At 48.6% G+C, this 17455-nt stretch carries 14 protein-coding genes; 3 read left to right on the top strand and 11 right to left on the bottom strand.

What is annotated here, in order from left to right:
- Positions 1-322 precede the first annotated feature (322 nt).
- Both Q366_RS18160 and Q366_RS18155 read left to right on the top strand, forming a co-directional pair.
- Entirely contained in the window at positions 323-952 is a 630-nt protein-coding gene (locus Q366_RS18160) for an ATP-binding protein (protein WP_156968222.1), read from the top strand.
- Positions 953-962: 10 nt separating this feature from the next.
- Complete coding sequence (locus Q366_RS18155) at positions 963-1652, top strand: response regulator (protein ID WP_035241908.1); 690 nt, start codon at positions 963-965, stop codon at positions 1650-1652.
- 172 nt (positions 1653-1824) lie between these two features.
- On the opposite strand, the gene Q366_RS18150 is transcribed toward Q366_RS18155, so the two are convergent.
- From Q366_RS18150 to Q366_RS20535, 10 genes are all read right to left on the bottom strand, one after another.
- Positions 1825-2142: a VanZ family protein gene (locus Q366_RS18150; RefSeq protein ID WP_245620011.1), complete on the bottom strand. Its 318-nt coding sequence runs from the start codon at positions 2140-2142 to the stop codon at positions 1825-1827.
- Between the two features lie 194 nt (positions 2143-2336).
- The gene (locus Q366_RS18145) at positions 2337-2765 is read right to left on the bottom strand and encodes an ACT domain-containing protein (protein WP_035241903.1); all 429 of its coding nucleotides are present in this window, start codon (positions 2763-2765) and stop codon (positions 2337-2339) included.
- A gap of 18 nt (positions 2766-2783) precedes the next feature.
- Entirely contained in the window at positions 2784-4088 is a 1305-nt protein-coding gene (locus Q366_RS18140) for a phenylacetate--CoA ligase family protein (RefSeq protein ID WP_035241900.1), read from the bottom strand.
- 21 nt (positions 4089-4109) lie between these two features.
- A complete protein-coding gene (locus Q366_RS18135) occupies positions 4110-4895 on the bottom strand; it encodes an enoyl-CoA hydratase-related protein (protein WP_035241898.1) in 786 nt (261 codons plus the stop codon).
- A gap of 90 nt (positions 4896-4985) precedes the next feature.
- A complete protein-coding gene (locus Q366_RS18130; RefSeq protein ID WP_035241895.1) occupies positions 4986-6788 on the bottom strand; it encodes an N-acetylmuramoyl-L-alanine amidase in 1803 nt (600 codons plus the stop codon).
- Entirely contained in the window at positions 6785-9442 is a 2658-nt protein-coding gene (gene mutS, locus Q366_RS18125; RefSeq protein ID WP_035241892.1) for a DNA mismatch repair protein MutS, read from the bottom strand. Before mutS ends, Q366_RS18130 begins: the two co-directional genes overlap by 4 nt.
- A gap of 32 nt (positions 9443-9474) precedes the next feature.
- On the bottom strand, positions 9475-9873 hold the full coding sequence (locus Q366_RS18120; protein ID WP_035241889.1) for a hypothetical protein: 399 nt from the start codon (positions 9871-9873) through the stop codon (positions 9475-9477).
- A 186-nt stretch (positions 9874-10059) separates the two neighbouring features.
- On the bottom strand, positions 10060-13797 hold the full coding sequence (locus tag Q366_RS20540; RefSeq protein ID WP_051958147.1) for a response regulator: 3738 nt from the start codon (positions 13795-13797) through the stop codon (positions 10060-10062).
- A 14-nt stretch (positions 13798-13811) separates the two neighbouring features.
- On the bottom strand, positions 13812-14702 hold the full coding sequence (locus Q366_RS18105) for a diguanylate cyclase (RefSeq protein ID WP_051958149.1): 891 nt from the start codon (positions 14700-14702) through the stop codon (positions 13812-13814).
- Between the two features lie 81 nt (positions 14703-14783).
- Complete coding sequence (locus Q366_RS20535) at positions 14784-15371, bottom strand: response regulator (RefSeq protein WP_051958146.1); 588 nt, start codon at positions 15369-15371, stop codon at positions 14784-14786.
- 318 nt (positions 15372-15689) lie between these two features.
- On the opposite strand from Q366_RS20535, the gene Q366_RS18090 reads away from it, so the two are divergent.
- On the top strand, positions 15690-16811 hold the full coding sequence (locus Q366_RS18090; protein ID WP_245620010.1) for a sigma-54-dependent transcriptional regulator: 1122 nt from the start codon (positions 15690-15692) through the stop codon (positions 16809-16811).
- A 44-nt stretch (positions 16812-16855) separates the two neighbouring features.
- Here Q366_RS18090 and Q366_RS18085 read toward each other — a convergent pair whose 3' ends face one another.
- Positions 16856-17059 (bottom strand): hypothetical protein, encoded by a 204-nt coding sequence (locus Q366_RS18085; RefSeq protein WP_035241883.1) that lies wholly within the window; start codon positions 17057-17059, stop codon positions 16856-16858.
- Positions 17060-17455 lie beyond the last annotated feature (396 nt).

The raw sequence follows: 17455 nt of genomic DNA, 5'->3' as shown, positions 1-17455 counted from the left end.
TCCTTGTATCTCATAATAGGCTGCCTCATACAAAATGCGGTTAATCTCGCGCTTACTTTTCTGTAACGCCTGAGTCACTGCCAGTGTGGGGCATTTACAGCCTAATTGAAACTGCCAAAGCAAATAGTCTTTAACCATACTGGTATCTTTGTTCCCTCTGGAAAAACTCCTCGATACTTATAATCAAGGATGATTACAAAACCTTGTTGCCTCACTATCTCGATATGCCCAGTCTTGCAGGTCCTCTTTATATCGCATAACGAACCGTACTTGCCAAGGTGTGGTTTATTAAGCGCTTACGTTGAGGACGCCTGTTGCTGTTTTGATCGGTGAGATCGACGCGATCCAGGACGGTATCCGAAAGCCCGATCCCGGGGCGATCCAGTCGATCCTGACCGAAGTCCTGCGCCTGAAGCGGCTGGTGGACGATCTTCATGTCCTGTTCGTCGAAGAGGCCAAACCCCTGAACTATGAAACCGAGGCGCTGGGGATCATGGAGACGGTGGAGGCGTCCATCGACCGGCTGGCCGCAGACTTTGTCCAAAGCCGCATCACCGTTTCCCGCAGATGGGAAACGGATGCGCTGGTGATGGGCGACAGGGAAGGCTTGATCCAGGTGTTTTCCAATATCTTTAAAAACACCTGCCGGTATACCGACTCTCCGGGCCGGCTGGTGATTTCCGGCAGTGTTGAAGCCCGGGAAATAAGCCTTAAGTTCGATGACACGCCCCCTGGAATTCCCGGGGACAAACTGGGCAAAATTTTTGACCGCCTTTTCAGGGCAGATCCGTCCCGAAGCCGGAAAACCGGCGGCAGCGGTATCGGGCTTGCGATCTGCAAGACCATTGTCGAACGCCACGGGGGAAGAATTTTTGCAAGCGGATCAAAACTGGGCGGACTCCGGATTGAGATCCGCCTGCCGCTTGCCGCCCGTTTCAACCCATCACCCTAAGGAGACCCATATGGACAAGGAACATATCCTGATTGTCGAGGACGAGGAGAAAATAGGCCGGGTGCTTGAAGATTACCTTGCCGGCAACGGCTACGGGACAAGCTATATTGACAACGGCGATGAAGTTCTCCCCTTTGTAAGGTCCAACGCCGTTGACCTGATCCTGCTTGACATCATGTTGCCCGGTATGGACGGTTTGGCCGTGTGCAGCAATATCCGCAAGTTCTCCCGCGTACCTATCATTTTTATCACGGCCCGGGTGGAGGAGGTGGATGCCCTGCTCGGCCTGGAACTGGGGTCAGATGATTACATCCGCAAACCCTTCAGACCCCGGGAGGTTGTAGCCAGGGTCAAGGCTGTCTTGCGGAGAGCTAAAGCGTTGCCTGTATCCCGGACGGCGATCGGCATCATGATGCTGGACGAGGAGGAACATCGCATAACGATTCAGGGGGTCCCCATGGATCTAACCCCCAATGAGTTCGGAATTCTGGCAGCCTTTATCAAACGTCCCAGCAAGGTGTATACCCGTTCAGAATTGACGACCAAAGTACAGGGATACACCTACGATGGATATGAGCGGAATATTGACACCCATGTCAAAAACCTGAGGAAAAAACTGGCCCTGGCTCTTCCCAACCGTGAGGTCATTAAGTCGGTTTACGGGGTGGGGTACCAGATCAATCCGTCCCAGCTGGATTGAGGGCTTGCGTGTCGCCTTGGGGCATATTTATCCTCCGAAACTGGCGAAGAATTGTGTAAGCTTTTTCTTCCAACAGATGCAATGTAGTACCTGGCTAACCCGAAATAACCGGTGCATAGCGCACGGGTGTGAGCGGTTTTCAGCCTTTAGGTTTTTATCAGTTGTTCACTGATTACTCTGGTTGTTTTGCGGATATTATGGCATTAATCATCCCGGCAATAATCACGGCGCATATTACACCCACAGAATTTGCAAACAGATCCATCCATTCTCCATAACGATTTACAAACGGTTGAATAAGCTCGATCGCACCACTGTATAAAATAAAAGCCAAACCCAATATTTTCCAATTGGCGGGCTTACGAAGTGATACCGGCAACATCAGCATAGCGTAGGCAATGCAATGATGGATTTTATCTGTGCCGGGCGCAGGAGGTAATGCATGTAATGGCAAAAGAGAAAAAAACGTAATTATTGTTAAAATGGCCAATGTTAAGCATTTCCACCGTTTTTTTATTTCGTCTATAAATCTTTTCATTTTTAAGATCGGATTTTAAAAGAGTTTTGCCATAGAACAACATAAAGGTTCGCCTGCACCAACCCTGGGCCAGGTATGTTTATGATTTCCACAGGGCACCGGAACACGCTTGTGATCCGGTGCCTCTGTATTTTCCGGGTTCGAAGTTAAAGATTTGAAATTTCCTCTTTATCAATAACCTTAATCCCCTGTTCGGTCAAAATAGTCTTTGCCTTTTCAATGTCATCAAAGCGGAAAATCATGATGGCGTTTTTGCACTGGGGGTTGGCAAATGCATACATGTACTCCACGTTGACGTCTTGTTCACTCAGCGGATCCAGCACCCGGTTCAGGCCACCGGGCACATCATTTACCTCCACGGCCAGAACACGGGTTTTGCCCACGGTAAATCCCTGACTCCGTAAGGCGGCAGTGGCTTTTTCATTATCATTGACAATGAGGCGCAGTACACCGAAATCCGTGGTATCTGCCAGGGAAAGCGCCCGGATATTCACCCCGGCATCCCTTAAAATGGCCGTGACTTCAGCAAGACGCCCTTCTTTATTTTCTATGAATATGGATATCTGTTCAGCCATGATAAATAGTCTCCTTGGTTAAAAAATGCGGTTATCAATAACCCTGACAGCCTTGCCCTGGCTTCTTTCTATGGTTTTAGGCTCCACAAGGGCCACCTTGGCAGATACGCCCAAGTGCTCCTTGATGTTATGCGAAATTTTACCTTCCATGGCCTGCAGCCCTTTGATGTCATCGCTGAAGGAGGCTTCGTCAATTTCCACCTTGACTGTCAGGATATCCAGGTTGTCCACCCGGTCAACCAGCAGTTGGTAATGAGGGGCGACTTCCCGGCTTTCCATGAGAACGCTTTCAATCTGGGAGGGAAATACATTGACGCCTCGGATGATGAGCATATCGTCCGTACGGCCCGTGGGTTTGTTCATCCGCATGTGGGTTCTGCCGCAGGTGCAGGGCACAGGATTCAAGGATGTAACGTCTTTGGTGCGGTAACGGATGACCGGGAAGGCTTCCTTGGTAATGGATGTGAACACGATTTCACCGGAATCTCCGGGGGGGACAGGTTCCAGGGTATCCGGATCAACGATCTCCACAATGAAATGATCCTCGGCAATATGGAGGCCTTTTTGTTCCTCAACACACTCCACAGATACGCCCGGCCCCATGACTTCGGACAGACCGTAAATATCCACGGCTTTGAGATTGAGTTTGGCTTCCAGTTCCGTACGCATTCTTTCCGTCCAGGGCTCTGCACCGAAAATACCCGATTTAAAGGACAGATCTTTGAAATCCACGCCCATTTCATCTGCCACTTCAGCCAGATGGAGGATATAAGATGGCGTGCCGCATAAAATTGTGGGCTTGAAATCCTGCATAATGGTGATCTGGCGTTTGGTATTACCACCGGAAACCGGAATAACAGAGGCACCTAACCGTTCCGCCCCATAATGGGCACCTAGGCCGCCTGTGAAAAGACCATACCCCCAGGCATTGTGAATGATATCTCCCGCGGTGGCTCCGGCTGCAGCCATGCTTCTGGCCATCAGATCTGCCCAGGTGTTAATATCCCGTTTGGTGTATCCCACCACCGTGGGTTTGCCCGTGGTGCCCGAGGATGCGTGGATACGGATCACCTGTCCCATGGGCACTGCAAACATGCGGTAAGGGTAATTGTCCCTGAGGTCCTGTTTGGTGGTAAAGGGCAGACGCCTTAAGTCATCCAGGCTTTTTATGTCAGATGGCTTGATACCGGCCTTGTCATAGGTCTCCTTATAGAAAGGGACCGTGGCATAGATCCGTTCAATGGTGGTTTGAAGACGGCGAAGCTGGATCGCCTCCAGGCCCTCCCTGGGCATGGTCTCATAGTCAATGTCGTATATGGGCATGTTTTATTTTCTCTCCCTGGTTTAAATATTGCCTTTGAATTCAGGCTTTCTTTTTTCTAAAAATGCTGATGTGCCTTCTTTTGCATCCGGGCTTGCCACGGCGATGGCAAAGGCATCATTTTCAATCAGGCACCCGGTCTCAAGGTCGCAGCCCATTCCGGCCTGGATCGCCTCTTTGGCCGCTCTCAAGGAGACGCATCCTTTGCCTGCAATGCGCCGGGCTGTTTTTTGGACCTCATCCATAAGGGATTCATGGGGGCACACCTGGTTGACCATACCATATTCCAGGGCTTTGTCAGCAGTAATATTGGCTCCGGTGAAAATCATCTCCTTGGCCCTGTTTTTTCCCACAAGCCTTGGGAGCCGCTGGGTACCGCCAAAACCGGGGATAAGGCCCAGGTTGATTTCAGGCAGTCCAAACACAGCCTTTTCCGAGGCATAGATAAAATCACAGGCCAGGGCAACTTCACTGCCGCCGCCCAATGCAAAACCGTTCACTGCAGCAATGGCCGGGAAGGGCAGGGCTTCAATTTTGGAAAATATTTTCTGGCCTTTGCGGGAGAAGTATTTTGCTGCCAATGTATCCATCCGGGTCAGTTCTGAGATATCTGCACCTGCGACAAAAGCCTTGTCACCGGAGCCTGTTAAAATGAGTACCCGGATTTCTTTATTGGCCAGAACCTGGTCCAAAGCGACATCCAGTTCATCAAGCAGTGCATTGTTCAGCGCATTCAGGGCTTTGGGGCGGTTAAAAGTGATCATGGCAATTGTACTGTCCATCTCAAGAATAATGTTTTCAAACGACATAACATCCACCTTTTATTTGATTATTTATAATAATTGTATTTTCCGGAAGGTCTTGTATTCCGGTACCGGGGGAAGTCCTGCCCGCCCGGGTCATATGTGCTTTGGATTTGTGGCATTGATATATTTTTCTATCCCGTCGGCAATGGCGTTGCAAATGTCATTGCGGTAGGAACTGGTCATCAGACGGTTGCATTCGGTTTTGTTGGAAATAAAGGAGGATTCAATGAGAATTGCAGGCATCCGCGCTCCGAGCAGTACATAGAACGGGGCCTGTTTGACCCCCAGATCACGGATGTTGCTGTATCTCTTTTGTATACCTGTAATCATGGCTTTATGAACGTCATTGGCAAGGCGCCTGGATTCTTCTATCTTGGCGTGCTTCATCAGATCATTGAGGATATAGGCCAGATCCGAGATGTTTTTTTCAGATGTGGCATTTTCCCTGGCAGCCACGGCAATGGCCTGTTCATCCGTGGCAAGGTTCAAAATATAGGTTTCAATGCCGGACAGTTTTTTGCTTTTGGCGGCATTGCAGTGCATGGAAATAAACAGGTCAGCCCGCTGGGTATTGGCAATGGCGGTTCGTTCCTCCAGGGTCAGTTTCCGGTCTGTGGTCCGGGTAAGCATCACTTCACAGTTCAAACGTTTGCGCAGTTTTTCCGCAAGGGTTGTTGCCAGTTTGAGTACGATCTGTTTTTCCCATACCCCTTTGACATATCCAGGTGCCCCGGGATCCTTGCCGCCGTGGCCGGGGTCAATGACAATTTTTTTGACACCTAAAGCCAGCTGGCGGGCAATGTCCGAGGATTTCAAATTGTCCGTGGTAATTTGGTCCGGCTTTTCATCAGAAGGGTTTGTTCTTGTCGTATCTTCGACGGCAGCCTGGTCCATGGGCGCGGCCCTGCCGTCCTTGCCCCACAGGTCGATGACGATGCGGAAAGGGTCTTTTAAAGAAAAAATCTTATAATTATCAAAATCTTTTATATCCACCACCACCCTGACGGTGTGGGGGGTAAATTGTCCGGCCCGGGCCTGATTCAGCAGATCATCGTTGATGGGGGTATGGTCCGGCACATTGCGGCCAAGTCTTGACTGGTCAATGTCCACATACAGCCGCTGGAAATGGACATTTTGGGTCGGGTCTTTTTTTAAAAGTCTGTGGGTGTATCTTCGCTCGCTGTCTGCATTTACCACGACCCTGGTATATTCCGGGTTGGACCAGAACCTTAAATCCGTAACGGTTGTATCCCCTTTGGGTTGCGGCAGGTCTGTCTTGTCCGGTTGGGTGGTCCCGGGACCGCAATAGGCCGTATCTTCTGTGTTTTCTTTTATAATATCAGCCGGTTGTTTATACTCCCCTGTATCGGCCGATTCGGCTTGTTCCCGTTTCTGCCTGCTGTATTCTGCAATGGCCTCGTCATTGCGGGTCATCGCTTTTTGGGACTGTTTTGTTTTTACTTCGCCATTGTTCTGGCGGGACTTTGAGCCATTTGCTGCAGCAAGGGTTCCGGTACGGGCACTGTAGGCACTTTGGGGATAAAACCGGTTGATGCGGGCGATAAGATCATCGGCCTGCTGGTTCCAGCTGGCATTGCCCGATTTTTTGGCAAGCTGGAAATAGAGTTCCGCCGCCTTGTATAACCCGGCCGGTGCCCAGGAATCCCCGGGAAAGTCCTTGTGAATGGATTTATATTTTTCAATACAGCTCAGCCAAGAAGACACCTTATTGATATCCACCGCAGATCGTTTTAATTTTTTAAGACAGGTATCTGCTGCCAGGTACCTGTCCTTGGCCGTATCGGCAAGGGCTGTCCCCGTGGTCCAGGTAAACAGGAAAAAGCAGGCGATAACCGGAATAAAGACGGTGAATATGCGGCTGACCCCAGTGTTCATGCCCCAACCTTGCGCTTGAGATCATTTAAAAAGTTCAGGGCGTCAAGGGGGGTCATTTGGGCAATATCCACGTTGTGCAGCATCTGGCGCAGGTCATGGTCCGAGGGACCGAACAGGTTCATCTGTCCGCTGTTGTCCCGGTTTTTTGACCTTTTTTTCTTCTTGGCTGGCAATGCCAAAGGCGCAGGTGTCATGGGGTGGTGTTCCGCAGATGCCAGAACCGATTTGGCAAGGTCAATGATATCGTCTGGAACCCCTGCCAGGCGCGCTACCTGGATGCCGTAGCTGCGGTTGGTTCCCCCTTTGACAAGACTGCGGAGGAATACAATATTGTCGTTGAATTCCTTGACCTCAATATTATAATTTTTGATCCGGGGTTTGAGTTCCTCTAGCTGGAGCAGCTCATGGTAATGGGTGGCAAAAAGGGTTTTTACCCCTTTACCGTTCAAGTCATGCAGGTATTCGGCAACGGCCCAGGCAATGCTCATGCCGTCGTAGGTGGATGTGCCCCTGCCGATTTCATCCAGGATCACCAGGCTTTTTTCCGTGGCATTATTGACAATATTGGCAGTCTCCTCCATCTCAACCATGAAGGTACTCTGCCCGGAGGAAAGATTGTCAAGCGCGCCCACCCGGGTGAATATCCGGTCTGTGATGCAGATGGAAGCCCCGGCCGCAGGCACAAATGAACCCATCTGGGCCATGAGAACGGTTAAGGCCACCTGGCGCAGCACCGTGGATTTGCCTGCCATGTTGGGGCCGGTGATCAGAATTTGCTGGCACTGGGTGTCGTCCAGGAAAATAGAATTGGGCACATACCGCTCGCCCTGGATCAGTTTTTCCACCACCGGGTGCCTGCCATCCTGTATATCAATGCGCCGGTCATCATTGATGTCAGGTTTTACATAGGCGTTTTCCACGGCAGCCCTGGCAAGGCCCTGGACCACGTCAACGGCGGCAATAAACTGTGCCATGGTCAGGATATCCTTTGTCCGCTGGGCCACCTTGTCCCGGATTGTACAGAAAATGTCGTATTCCAGAGCGTTCCGGCGTTCCTGGGCATTGAATATGGTGTCTTCCACCTCTTTCATCTCCTGGGTAATGAACCGCTCGGCATTGACAAGGGTCTGTTTGCGGATATAGTGATCCGGTACCTGGGAAGACTGGGCTTTTGATACCTCGATGAAATACCCGAACACCTTGTTGTATTTTATTTTAAGCGAGGAGAGTCCTGTATTTTCCTTTTCTTTTTTTTGCGTTTTCGCAATCCAGGATTTTCCGTCCCGGGTGATGGATAAAAGTTCATCCAGTTCCGGGCTGTATCCGTCATTGATCAGGTTGCCTTCGTTGAGTACATGCACGGCATCTTCCCGGATGGCTCTGCCGATCAATCGGGCTAGTTCTTCAAGATTCCGGACCAGGGACTGTTTTTCATCCATGCCGGTACCGTTGAGAATCGGGCTTTTAAATGCTTGGATCTCCTTGAACAGACCGGGCAGAACAGAAAGGGAATTTTTAAGGGAAAGCATGTCCCGGGCATTGCCCTGGCCCATGGATATGCGGGAGCCCAGCCGTTCAAGATCATATACGGATTTAAGAAGATCGCCAAGTGCCTGATGGGTGGCAGGCGCCCCGATCAGCTCTTCTATGGCATCAAGGCGCTGGAGAATCTGGCCTTTGTCAACCAGAGGATATCTGATCCACTGCTTGATCAGCCTGCCGCCCATGGCGGTGACGGTTTTATCCAGAATGTGGATCAAAGAGCCTTTGGGGCTCTGGGTCTGGATATTGGTCAAAAGTTCAAGGTTTTTGCAGGATCTGTCGTCAATGACCATGAAATCATTGAGGTTATATGGAATGACCTTATAAATATGGCTGGTGTCAGACAACTGGGTGTCCCGGACATATGACATCGCGGCGCCTGCGGCTGATATACAGGCCTGCATACGTTCAATGCCGAATCCTTCAAGACTGCGGGTGGCAAATTGTTCTGTCAGCACCTGCCGGGCATTGTCAGGCCGGAACGTATCGTTGCCCAGATAAGTGATTTCAACGTGGGAAAATGTTTTCCTGATGGCGGCCATGGCCGGATCAGACTTGAAGCTGTCCGGCAGCAGCACCTCCTTGGGGGAAAGTTTTAAGGCCTCGTCTAAAAGGGCGTATGGGATGACACCCGAGACGCGTTTTACCTGGCAGGTGGTAAAGCTGCCCGTGGATATATCTATGCAGGCAAGACCTGCATGGTCAAAGGTTTTTGAAATTGCCACCAGAAAATTGTTTGTTCCCCGGTCCAGAAGGGAATCGTTGAGGATCATGCCCGGGGTGATGACCCGGATAATCTCCCGTTTGACAAGACCTTTGGCCTGGGCAGAATCTTCCACCTGCTCACACACCGCAACCTTGCAGCCCTTTTCAATGAGTTTGGCAATATAAAGATCGGCTGCCTTGTAAGGCACACCGCACATGGGAATGGGGTCGGGGTCGTTTTTATTCCGGGAGGTCAGCGCAATTTCAAGGATGCCGGCCGCCTTGACAGCATCCCCAAGAAACATCTCATAAAAGTCCCCCATCCGGTAAAAGAGTATGGCGTCCTGACAGGTTTCTTTGATGGCCAGGTATTGGGCCATCATGGGTGTTTGTTTTTTTTCGACCATTGATGTTCAAATGAGTTTTTACTTCAGGCCCTTTATTTTTCCTCGGTTGCCGCCAGCTCCTGATCTTTGCGGGCTTCTTCCTCTTCCAGGTGTTTTTTGATGTAGGGATCGTGAATAAACATATCAAGACGTGTCTGCAGAGAATTTATTTCTCCTTTCAAACGTTCAATGCGCTCGTCCCTTGTTCTAACCTGGCGGCCCAGGCGAAAGGCTGTGATAAGCCCGCGAATTCCTGTGATCAAAAGGCCTAAAACCAGACAGAGAGCCCAATAGGCCCAGTTGGGAAGTTCCATGGCCGTGTAGTTCAGGGATGCTATTTTAAAATCAATGTGAAGCGCTCCACCTGTCAGAAAGTATTCCTGGTTCTGGATGCCGAAAACGGCCAGAAGTATCAGGATAATTATGAATAATACAATTTTAAAAGTTTTCATTCATTCTCTCCATATAGATTTTGAGTGTATCCTTATAAATTTGGTGGTGACTATAGATCAATATTAGTTATTTATCAATTCTTCTTTTGATTTTCAACGGCTTCTATTGACAGGAAGTTCATACTGATAACCTGGCGCGTTATTTCAGCACCGATATGTTCTTTTGCGTAAAACATGGTCTGTCCCCTATTTTCTATGAATCTCCCTTTCCAGAATCGCCAATGCCTCTTTAAATTTGTACCGCTTGACTAAGGCTTTTAATTCCTTGTGTCCGGTCAGTTCTTCAAGCAAGGGGGTATACAAATTTTTACGCCTGGATTTCAGTGCGGTTTTGAGTTCTGGGAGCAACGCCGCCTCACGTTCAGCTGAAAGAGGGTCTTGTACCGTTACATCTTCTTCGAATTTAATAGTCCGGATCTCATCACATACAAGATTTAATTGTTCCTGAAAGGCGGTAAGGCTTTCAACATTGGGATCATCCTCCAGTGTTTTGGATACATCACTGAGCGTTTCCGCACCGATGTTCGCGCTGAGCCCCTTGATCGTGTGGATGATTCTCTTAAAATCTTCTTGCGTCGGAGAAATTTCCAAGGCACCATAGTTGTTCGCAAAATCACCCAACAGCTTTTTATAGAGCGTTGCATCCCCCATAACCCTTGACAGGCCGGCCCGGGTATCGATATGGACCATATCAGGCAATGTACTGTCTGGATTCGTTTTCGGTTCCAGGTTACCGGGCTCAGTTTTTACCTCGCATTTTTTACTGATGTACTTGAGTAGTGTGGCAAATAGTCTTTCAACATCAATGGGCTTGTTGAGATGCTCCTGCATCCCGGCCTCTTTGGTTTTGGCAATATCGCTGACCAATGCGTTGGCAGTTAAAGCAACAATGGGCAGCCTGCGATCCTTCTTCCGAATCAGACGTGTGGCTTCATATCCATCCATCTCCGGCATCTGGATATCCATCAGGATCAGTTCATATTTGTTTGGTTCCGCATCTACCATTTCGACCGCGTCCCTGCCATTGGCGACATCGACGATGAATATACCGCTGTGGGAAAGCATACCGTGAATGATCTCCCGGTTCATGGCGTTATCTTCGGCCAATAGAATCGTGCTTCCACTCAGGGTCGTGAGTTCATTTTTAAGAGAGGAATTCTGAACCGTTTTATGGTATTCGTGCTTTATTTTCTCGCCAAAGGCCTCCATGATCACGGCGTAGAGCAGGGACGGATTGACGGGTTTCTGCAAAAAGATTTCTATGCCCTCCTCTTTGGCGGCATTGAGCAGGCTCTCCTGGCGATAGGCTGATACCATGATGATGGTTGGCGGTAGGCTTTGGCATTGTTCCCGGATTTTCCTAGTGGTCTCAATCCCGTCAAGGCCCGGCATCTTCCAATCCATCAACACCAGGTCAAAATTTTGTTTCTGCTGGCAGAGCATCGCAATGGCTTCTTCACCGCTGCCGGCTGTTGTCGAACTGATATTGAACCCTTTGAGCAGGCGGGTCAGTATCTCTTGCCAGCTTGGCGTATCATCCACAATCAGCACCTTTTTGTCCGGGAATTGCCGAAGGGTTTTGGGGCTGCTCTCCTGCTCTCCCAGTTCCACCTCAAATGTAAAAGAGCTGCCCCTGCCGGCTTTACTTTCAACCCAGATGCGGCCCGCCATCAGTTCCACAAGCTGCTTGGAGATTGCAAGGCCCAGCCCGGTCCCTCCAAACTTGCGGGTGGTGCCGGCATCAGCCTGGGAAAAGGATTGAAAAAGGCGGGACTGCTGTTCGGGTGTCATTCCGATGCCTGTATCGCGAACCTTGAACTGGTAGCGGTTCTGTTCCAAACGGGTGATGTAAATACCTACTTCTCCTGTTTGGGTAAATTTCACAGCGTTGTTGGCAAGATTTGTGAGTACCTGGCCCAGCCGCAGAGGGTCACCGTGAAGACTCATATTCATCCCTGGATCATAGCTGACAACAAATTCCAACCCCTTTTGGTTGGCTTTTAGTTCCACCAGGGTAGCGACGTTGTCGATGACGGTGTGCAGATCGAAATCAATTTTCTCAATGGCAAGCTTTCCAGCCTCAATCTTGGAAAAATCAAGGATATCGTTGATCAATCCCAACAATGAGTTGGCCGAGTTCTCAATTTTATGCACATATTCGCTTTGTATTGGGTCAAGACAGGTTTGTTTCATCAAATAGGTCATGCCGGTAATGGCGTTCATGGGCGTGCGAATCTCATGACTCATATTGGCCAGAAAAGTTGATTTTGTCAGGGTCGCCTCTTCAGCCTTTTCTTTGGCTGTCGTAAGCTGATCATTGATATGGCCGAGTTTGCGATTCCAGTAAACCCCACCCATCAGGATCAATACCACGCCCACCAGAATTTTCCAGATCAGACTATAGTCCGTTCCTTTTTCCATGCGAACCGAGAGCCATTTATTGCTGATCTCTTCACTCTCATTGTCTGACAGGGATAGCACCGCTTTTTCCATAATTCCCTGCAATATGGCGTCATTTTTTCTTACCCCTATGGTATAGCGGCTTTTGAGGCCTGTATCACCTGAGATTTTAATATCAAACACCCGCTCTTTGGCAATAATATATGCCGCCCCGACCAGAGGGGTGATCGCAGCATCCAGCTCTCCTCCGGAAACCATTTGCATGGCTTTGGTATGATTTTCCACATCAACAACCTGAATCCCAGGATATGCATTGCGGATCCCGCTCCCCCGGGAACCGTTGACCACGCCCACCTTTTTTCCTTGCAAGGCGCTGAGGCCTCGAAGATAGGAAAGGTCATTTTTAACGATGATCACTTCTGGCTCTTCATAGATGGGACTGGTGAAATTTAAAAAGGATTTGAGATCAGGGGTGGGTTCTAAAAATGAAACAATGTCGCACTTCCCGGCTTTGGCCTTTTCCAAGGTCTCTTGCCATGTTTTGGTGGGTAACAGGGTAAATGGTTTTCCGATTTTTTGGGCAATGAGTTGCAGGTAGTCAGCCGCCAGCCCTTCATGTTTTCCCTGGTGGCTGATCTTTTCATAGGGTTCCCGGTCGGGGTTAATGCACATGGTAATGGTTTTCTTTTCGACCAGGTATGCCCCCTCTTTTTTACTGAATTTTATAAGGCTGGCGCTGCTGTCCTGTGTCCCGCCAATCCATCGGTCGACCAATGCCACTTTTTCTTCCTTGGAAATGGAATCCAGCGCCTTTTGAATGATCGAACGCAGGATGGGTTTGTCCGGGCGTATGCCAAAACGCAGGTCCTCTTTACTGATATTGGGCAGTTGAAGTTCAGCGGCCAGTTTTAAATTTGTATAAACATGTTTTTTGATCAGGTGGTTGATGTTCGGCAGATTCTGAATCAGGGCATCGATTTTTCCAAAGACCAGGGCTTGGGTTATCTCTTCATATGTTTCGTAGGGCACAAGTTCCATGAATCCCAGTTCGTCCAGCTCTTTGCTGTAAAAAATATCCTTTAGCACCCCCACTTTTTTACCTGCCAGGCTTTCTAATCCCTGGTATTCTCCGAAATCATCCCGTACAAAAATCATGATGGGAATTTCGTAATAGGGTTTCGTGAAAATGGTAAATGCCTCCCGTTCTTTTTTGTACGAGATGCTGGCTATCATATCTACTTTTTGGGTTTTGAAAGCCGTCAGAATCGAATTCCAGTTGCCCAGCTGCTTGGTAAACGTCAACCCCGTTTTTTGGGAAATCAATTCGAGCAGGTCGTGTTCGAACCCGCCGATTGCATCCTGAATTATGTATGAGAATGGGGAGAAGTCCGGCATCATGGCAACCCTGACTTCAGAATTTGAGGTGATGAATGCCTTTTCCTCTGGCGTTAATTCCAAAGCACCGGCTGTCACGGGAAATATAAATACCAGATAAATTATGATGCGGACCAGAATTGATTTCAAAATGATTCCTTCAATTATACATTCCTGAAAATACTTTGGTTCCGGCCGCCCTCCTTGGCTTTATACAAGGCCGTATCAGCCTGCCGTAACAATTGATCCAACGTGGTTATTTCTCCTTGGTTACAGGCGACACCACTACTGATGGTACAGGATATGGTCGAACCATCACCGATATTGATGAGGGTTTCACTTACTTTCTGCTGAAGCAGGGACACGACGTTCATGGCTTGGGTATGGTCACCTGTTTTTAGAAGAACGGCAAACTCTTCTCCTCCCATACGGCCAAAAAGCGATGATTTCGGAAGTGCCTGGGAAATGGCGCGGGTTATATTTTTCAATGCGTCATCTCCGGTATGGTGACCATATCTGTCATTAACCCGTTTGAAGTGATCAATGTCGATCATTACGGCGTAGAGGTCATCTGATGCTTTTGCATACATTTGTTCAGCCAGTTGGAAGAATTTTCTTCGATTGTAAATACCGGTGAGGCTGTCGCGGGTAGCCAGGAAATCCAGCTCCCTGAGTACAGTCTGAAGTTTGAGCTGAACCTTCACCCGTGCCAGAAGCTCTTTGGGTTTAAACGGTTTGGTCACAAAGTCGGCACCGCCTATATCATAGGCTTTTTCAATACTTTCTTCGTCAGTTTTAGCCGTAATGAATATAACCGGAATATCTTGGGTACCGGCTTGATTTTTAAGCCGTTGGCACACCGCATATCCGTCCATTCCTGGCATGAGTATGTCCAGCAACATCAGGTCGATGGATTCTTCTTTGACCAATGCCAGGGCATCCTCACCGGAAGTTGACGGAATGACGTCATACTCCTTTAAAATGGCAAGGATCATATCAATATTACTTTCGTTATCATCCACCACCAGGATCGTTTTTTTTATATTCTCATTCATTTTTTCCACATACCCCGGAAATATCTTTGAATTTGTTTTTTGGGTCATCCAATAAAGTGCCGGGACGTAGATTAGAGTGACTCATAAATCATTTGTCAGGCAGTTGAGTCTTTGTTGCATTTGCTTACAGGTGGCTGCTATTTCCTTTCTGTCCATGGGATCTTCTTTTTCCAATGCGTTCATTATATTATCTGTCATATCAATGAGTTGTATTAGATCTTGTTTGAATTGAGATGGGTCCTTTATAAACGCCAATTGGGCCTGCTCTTTTACCATTCCTTCCAGCCGGACCTGATAGCTGCGCAATTTCAGATGCGTTTGGACGCGCGACAGGAGTTCTATGGCGTTAAAGGGTTTTGCAACATAGTCCACGCCCCCGAGTTCAAAACATTGCTGTATATCCTGTTCGCTGTTTTTAACGGTAATGAAGATCACGGGTATCTCCCGGGTCTTCTCAGCAGCCTTGATGCGGCGGCAGACCTCAAAGCCGTCCATTTCCGGCATGAGGATATCCAGGAGTATCAGGTCCACTTCCTCTTCCTCCAAAATTTCCAATGCCTCTTGGCCTGAAAGTGTTGGGATGACATCATGCTTTTTTAATATTCCCACGAGTATATCAAGGTTCATTTCTGAATCATCAACAGCCAAAATGGTTAGTTTTTTTCCCATTCATTCCTCACAGCTTATTCGTTCATTCTCTTCTGACAAAGAGAGTTGGAAGAATACCATGAAAAGGCAATTGAGTTAAGGATAAATAGGTTGATAAAAACATCTAATAATTCCTTCCTGAAACCTTTGGGAGCTTTGATTGAATCCAAATATTTCTCTTGATCGAAGGGTAGATCTATTGTACGACTTTTTTTTTGGGGGGGGGGGGTCCGGGCTGAATTTTTGGTCATCCTTCCATCCTTGGGTTAAGGGCTCAACTTAACCATAAAATTGAAAAAGCTTCTTTAAATCGGGCCGGATTTGTTGTAATCAACGGGCATGGAAAAGATAACAAAACCGTTAACCATGCGTGTGTCCATCGTGGATGATGAGCCCATTGCATGCAGGGAAATACAGCGGGGGCTCTCCCGCCGGGCCGATTATGAGATTGAATCATTTGCAGATGCCGAGTCTTTTCTTCAGCGCATGAAGACTGTGCGCTTTGACCTGCTTTTGTGTGATCTTAAACTGCCGGGTATGGACGGCCTGGAAGTGCTTTCCATTGTTAAAAGGTCATACCCGGATACCGAAGTGATTATTCTCACCGGTTTTGGTTCCATTGATACCGCGGTTGAGGCGGTTCAGGGCGGCGCTTTTCACTTTCTGGCCAAGCCCGTTAAAATGGATCTGCTTTTCTCTTTAAGCCGGCGGGCGCTGCAGGCTGTTCAGCTTGTCCGGGAGACAACAGCACTTAAAAAAGCGTTGATTAAACAGTCCCGGGAGCAGTTTCTTATTGGCCACTCCCCGGCCATCCAGAAAGTGCTCCAAATGATTGACAAGGTGAAATCCTTGAACTGCAGCGTTTTGATACAGGGGGAAAGCGGTACCGGCAAGGAGCTTGTGGCCCGGGCCCTTCATTTTCTGGGGGCACGGCAGAAGGAGCCGTTCATTGCCTTCTCCTGCGGCGGCTTCTCCGACGATCTCATTACCAACGAACTGTTCGGCCATGAAAAAGGGGCGTTTACCGGGGCGGTCAGCACCAAGATCGGGTTACTGGAATCTGCGGACAAAGGTACGATTTTTTTAGATGAGATCGGTATGATGCCGCCGAACATGCAGGTAAAGCTCTTACGGTTCATCCAGGAAAGAAATCTTCTGCGGGTGGGAGGGACCAAGCCCATCATGGTGGATGCCCGCCTGATCGCCGCCGGCAACCACGACCTGAAAAAAGAAGTTGAACTCCGGAATTTCAGGGAGGATCTTTACTACCGGCTCAATGTGATCTCCATCATGCTGCCGCCCCTGCGGCACCGCAAGGAGGATATCCCCCTGCTTATCCAGCATTTTTTGACCCGGTACAACAAACAGTTTAAAAAAGAAGTGTCCGGCGTGGACAAAAAGGCCATGGCGGTTTTATGGCGGCTTAACCTCAGGTGTACAATTGCTGGGGAGAGATCTTGATTTCTGCATTCTAAAGAACAGAATGCGGAAATCAAGAAGTGCTGTTAATTCGTCATCAACTCACAGTCATCATTCAGATGGCTTTTAAAGATAGTGGCCGCCATGGCAAAGGTAGGTAGAGAAAGGAAGATTCCCAGTACGGGAAGAAGGGTGATTCCCAGAATGAACAAGGCGACTCCGAACAGTACGGCAGCAAATCCAATCAATAGTTTGCTTATTTTTTGCGGTGCACAGTTCAAAGCTTTCATAATGACCTCCTTAATGGGACCGGAAGCAGGGAAACTTTCAACGGTCCTAATTTTTATATCCCTATATAAGTAAGCGCTTAATAAACCACACCTTGGCAAGTACGGTTCGTTATGCGATATAAAGAGGACCTGCAAGACTGGGCATATCGAGATAGTGAGGCAACAAGGTTTTGTAATCATCCTTGATTATAAGTATCGGGGAGTTTTTCCAGAGGGAACAAAGATACCAGTATGGTTAAAGACTATTTGCTTTGGCAGTTTCAATTAGGCTGTAAATGCCCCACACTGGCAGTGACTCAGGCGTTACAGAAAAGTAAGCGCGAGATTAACCGCATCTTGTATGAGGCAGCCTATTATGAGATACAAGGAGGACCGGCGAGTTTAGTCTTATCGAGG

This window comes from Desulfobacter vibrioformis DSM 8776 (assembly GCF_000745975.1).
Lineage (GTDB): Bacteria > Desulfobacterota > Desulfobacteria > Desulfobacterales > Desulfobacteraceae > Desulfobacter > Desulfobacter vibrioformis.
The sequence above is the reverse complement of the archived record's forward strand: the minus strand, read 5'-3'. Positions and strand labels throughout refer to the sequence as shown.